Source organism: Pseudoalteromonas sp. SG44-1 (assembly GCF_014164315.1).
In the GTDB taxonomy this organism is placed as follows: domain Bacteria; phylum Pseudomonadota; class Gammaproteobacteria; order Enterobacterales; family Alteromonadaceae; genus Pseudoalteromonas; species Pseudoalteromonas rhizosphaerae.
Genome location: NZ_JACJEW010000115.1, coordinates 1 through 4041 on the forward strand (window position 1 = coordinate 1; position 4041 = coordinate 4041).

The 4041-nt window shown below is 35.4% G+C and carries 7 protein-coding genes; all 7 read left to right on the forward strand.

The window, feature by feature from the left end; translation table 11 throughout:
• Window positions 1–221 (forward strand): T6SS immunity protein Tdi1 domain-containing protein (locus H5187_RS22750; protein WP_182798402.1); only part of this gene is annotated, 221 nt, incomplete at its 5' end.
• A gap of 62 nt (window positions 222–283) precedes the next feature.
• Entirely contained in the window at window positions 284–760 is a 477-nt protein-coding gene (locus H5187_RS22755; RefSeq protein WP_182719051.1) for an SMI1/KNR4 family protein, read from the forward strand.
• A 67-nt stretch (window positions 761–827) separates the two neighbouring features.
• Complete coding sequence (locus tag H5187_RS22760; RefSeq protein WP_182740459.1) at window positions 828–1172, forward strand: DUF600 domain-containing protein; 345 nt, start codon at window positions 828–830, stop codon at window positions 1170–1172.
• A gap of 48 nt (window positions 1173–1220) precedes the next feature.
• A complete protein-coding gene (locus H5187_RS22765; RefSeq protein ID WP_182740460.1) occupies window positions 1221–1463 on the forward strand; it encodes a hypothetical protein in 243 nt (80 codons plus the stop codon).
• A gap of 264 nt (window positions 1464–1727) precedes the next feature.
• A complete protein-coding gene (locus H5187_RS22770; protein ID WP_182719054.1) occupies window positions 1728–2072 on the forward strand; it encodes a PEGA domain-containing protein in 345 nt (114 codons plus the stop codon).
• Window positions 2073–2228: 156 nt separating this feature from the next.
• On the forward strand, window positions 2229–2849 hold the full coding sequence (locus H5187_RS22775; RefSeq protein ID WP_259399263.1) for a hypothetical protein: 621 nt from the start codon (window positions 2229–2231) through the stop codon (window positions 2847–2849).
• Window positions 2839–3924 carry a rhomboid family intramembrane serine protease gene (locus tag H5187_RS22780; RefSeq protein ID WP_182798403.1) on the forward strand — a complete coding sequence of 362 codons (1086 nt, stop codon included), beginning with the start codon at window positions 2839–2841 and terminating at the stop codon, window positions 3922–3924. Before H5187_RS22775 ends, H5187_RS22780 begins: the two co-directional genes overlap by 11 nt.
• Window positions 3925–4041: the final 117 nt, after the last annotated feature.

Here is a 4041-nt window from a genome sequence, read left to right on the forward strand (position 1 = left end):
AGAAACCACTTTTTCCTGCGGCATTAAAAAAACATGGCCCACTCAATGCTGATGAAGTGTACGGCTTTGCGCCATTTTTATTTATGGGTGGCGAGAAAAAAATCAAGAATATTGAAAAGTGCGATTTTTTTGCCCATTTGAATTTAATTGCCGACATGGGGGATATGGAAATTATTGATATGGCTTCTATGGTACGTGGCGCTATTAAGCAGTACGAATAACGCTGTATGCAAATGTGATTAGTTGAGGACTTAAACGAGCTTTATTTGGCACACATAACTTAATGAAAAACTTAGACTTAAAGAAAAAAGTTTCAGTAACACATGATGAGCTATATTCATTAGAAATGTTTTTTAATATTAACTTACCAATTAGCTACAGAGAGTTTATTTTAGAATTCAATGGTGCATCCCCAGAGGAAGCTATTATAAGAATTAACTCTGAAGAGCGGGTATTGGAAAGATTTTTAATAGTTTCGGAAGATGAAAAACTCGATAGTGGACTGATGCAATACGAAATTAAAGTAGTAATGGCTCAAATTGAGGAAAGACTTACAGCTAACGAAGACTTGGTTGGAGCCGAGACCTTACCTTTTGCTTATCTTTTTGGTGGTGATTTTTTATGCCTAGACTTCAAAGAAGATGCAATAAATCCTAAAGTAGTAATATGGGATCATAATGAATCTGAAGAATTATCGCCTGTTTTTTACAAAGCTTTTGATAATTTCCAAAAATTCCTTAATGCGATGTCTTTCGGCTGACATATATTTACAAACTTTATGTTTGATCATTTAATTTAAAGCTCATTTATAATACTAAGGACAGCACATGAAACCTGACATTACAAACATCCCACAACAACTCGGTCAGTACCTTTATCAGCAAATTAATGAGCCGTGGCTTAAAGCACAACTCATTTTAAATTGCGAAGATGAAAACGTACTTGAATGCAAAGCCCATTATCAAACAGCAGATGACTCAAGTGAACAGCCAATTACCGTGAAAGACGAGATAGTCAATTTATTCAAACAAGTATTTGATAAAGCCACAAAGCAGCAACCCGAAAACTGGACACGCGCTATTTTTACCATTAATCGCCAAGGCCAATTTAATCTCAACTTTGAGCGTAACAATCACGATGATGACGTTATTACTGCACAAAATACGCACTAACTTAAATAAGTAAATTACTCTAATACAAAAACACTAAGGACAAAAAACATGGATGTTAAGAAAAACACCCGTAGCAAGCTAAGCCTAACCGCCTTACTTTTTTCAAGTAAATTTATCAAAAGCCCGGTTATTCGTATCGCGATCATCTTCGCCATTATTATCGCATGTTTACTAATGATCAAAGTGGCTATTATGGCCTTTTACATCACGGTATTTCTGCTTGTGACTATTTCAATCTGGGGTACATGGCAACGATTTGCTAAGCTTAAAAAGAGTAAAGCTCTAAGCTAATATTTATCATAATCATAATGAAATTGTTTCTTTTATTGTTATAAATATAACAAAACAAGGAAAAACTGGTATTTTTTGCAACTATGATTTGAACCTCATCCTTATACATACTAAAATGCCATTTGATTTATAGTTAAAGTAAATATAAAAGTCATGGAAGACTCTAGTAGAAATATAATCCTTCCTATTGTTACTCCATGATTTTTCGTTGCTAAAAGTGATATAAACAAAGATGTTTATAATGAACAATTTAATGGAGTAATTATGAAAAAATTAAGTGCGCTGGTTGCTATAGTGATGCTATCAGGTTGTTCAAGCAGCCCAAAAGTTGAACAACAGGCAGCCCCAGTTGAACAACCAGTTGTTGTCGCAGAAGAAGTTAACAGTGCAATATCATTGACTGTTATTACTTCTCCTGATGACGCCCGTATTCGCATTATGAATATAAAGCCGAAATACGAAGCTGGTATTGAACTCGATGAAGGTAAATACGACATCGAAGTTACTAAAGATGGTTACTTAACCTATAGAAAGTGGGTTACTGTTGACAAGAAAACGATCCTGACTATCGAATTAGATCAAATTGAAGCAAGCCAATCTGCGTTATAGTACCCCTGGTGGCAAGTGTATTCTTGCCATCATCACTTTGTGTTATCTTTATTAAAAATTAAGTATAGTTTACATACAAAGTTATTGTCGCATTAAAGAAATACCCGTATTCTATTGCGCTCATTAAATGGACAGTAAAGAATAAGGATATTAATTTTGGAGTCATCACAAAACTATTCTGACAGCTTAAATAAAATCTCCACACGAATACCTAACGCACTTAAAATAGTTGATAATAAAGAGCTAAAAAGCACTATTTTTTGGTTGAATCAAGTGCTTTTAGTAGTTTCAACTATCTTTGGTGTTTACCTAGCTGCGAAAAGCGGTTTAGAGCAAGTGCTTAAATTTGATTCCTATAGTAAAATGGAAGATAACTATTATTTGCATACTTCATTATATGATAATTTAGAGAATATAAAACGCTATTCGTTACTTTTAGTACAAAGCCCACATACGAGTGAGCTTGAGTATAATAAGCCCACGTTTGAAAAATATATTTGGCATACCATGCAGTACTTGTTCACAACACTTGAAACGCCGAGTATATTTTTAACACAAATTCGTCGTTTTTATAGTTGTGCTGAGTGTGTAATTGAAGCGGCGTTAAGGCGTAAAATGTCTGCGCGACAAGCGTCTATTGAACTAGACCAAATTGCCGATAGTATTGAGCAACAAACATTACCTCAACTAAAAACTAGTGCATTAAATTTACAACAAGAATTACAACAAAACGATATTATTATCGGCTCATTAAAGGACGCTGATAATGCCAACTAAACGCTGCCCTCACTGCAAAGATCACCCTTTGGATGTTACTCATTATCAAGGTGAAGAGATAGATATCTGTCGCGAATGCGGTGGCTTATGGTTTGAAAAAAACGAAGTTAACCGGATGATTGCCGAAATCAACGAAGGTCCTATTGGTGAAAAATACGAGACTCATTTTGGTAAATCATTAGGTATTTCAAGACTAGACTGCCCTGATTGCAATAAGAACCTTGAGCGCTTTCATTTACTCGAAGATTTTCATACCGAAATTGATGTTTGCCGTCATTGTGATGGTAGTTGGATTGAAAAAAATCAATTAGAAAGCGTTGAAAACAGTCCTGAGCTCAAAGCAAGCCTAGACAAGCTAAACCAAAAAGTTAGTTGGAAAACTTATCTGTTTCAATTTTTAACGCAAATGCCCGTTGAATATAACCTAAAGCCAAAACAAACGCCGTGGGTTACTCGCAGTTTAATTGCACTCAATGCCATTGTTTTTGCCTTGTATTTTTTCAATGCAGGGGCATTCAGTGCAACCCTCGAATTGTTTGCAATGAATCCAAGTAAGATCTCTCAAGGCGAACATTTATGGAGTGTGATTACCTGTGTATTTTTACACGGCTCAGTAATGCACCTTATTGGTAATATGTACTTTTTATACATTATTGGCGATAACCTCGAAGACGTATTAGGTCATAAAAAGTTTTTAATATGGTATATGGTATGCGGTTTGGCAGCGTCTTTTGCTAGCTTTATCGTTGATCCCAGCTCGATTATTCCAAGTGTCGGGGCTAGCGGCGCAATTGCAGGGCTATTTGGTATGTACTTAATGTGGTTTAGGCACGCCAGCCTTACTTTTATGTTTATCATTTATCAAAAGAAATTATCTGCAGTGTGGTTTTTTGTAATTTGGTTAGGGATCAATATTTATGGCATGATTGCAGCACCTGATGGTATCGATTATGGCGCTCATATCGGTGGCTTTATCGCAGGGTTATTGATCGGCTTTGCTCTTAAAGCAAAAATCACTGCACAAAATCCTATGATTGAATTATTAAATCAACCTGAAGCACAGCTAAAACGCTAAAGTATCCCCAGAATTAGCCTTTATATATCAATGAACTAATAGTATTAAAAAATGTGGGAAGCGAGGGAACATTCATGGTGTTTTGTGATCTTATGAATCGCTTAAAAACAACAGAGC

Coding starts and splice junctions, on each gene's coding strand:
- H5187_RS22755 (WP_182719051.1), top strand. CDS start 284: ATGAAAAACTTAGACTTAAAGAAAAAAGTTTCAGTAACACATGATGAG.
- H5187_RS22760 (WP_182740459.1), top strand. CDS start 828: ATGAAACCTGACATTACAAACATCCCACAACAACTCGGTCAGTACCTT.
- H5187_RS22765 (WP_182740460.1), top strand. CDS start 1,221: ATGGATGTTAAGAAAAACACCCGTAGCAAGCTAAGCCTAACCGCCTTA.
- H5187_RS22770 (WP_182719054.1), top strand. CDS start 1,728: ATGAAAAAATTAAGTGCGCTGGTTGCTATAGTGATGCTATCAGGTTGT.
- H5187_RS22780 (WP_182798403.1), top strand. CDS start 2,839: ATGCCAACTAAACGCTGCCCTCACTGCAAAGATCACCCTTTGGATGTT.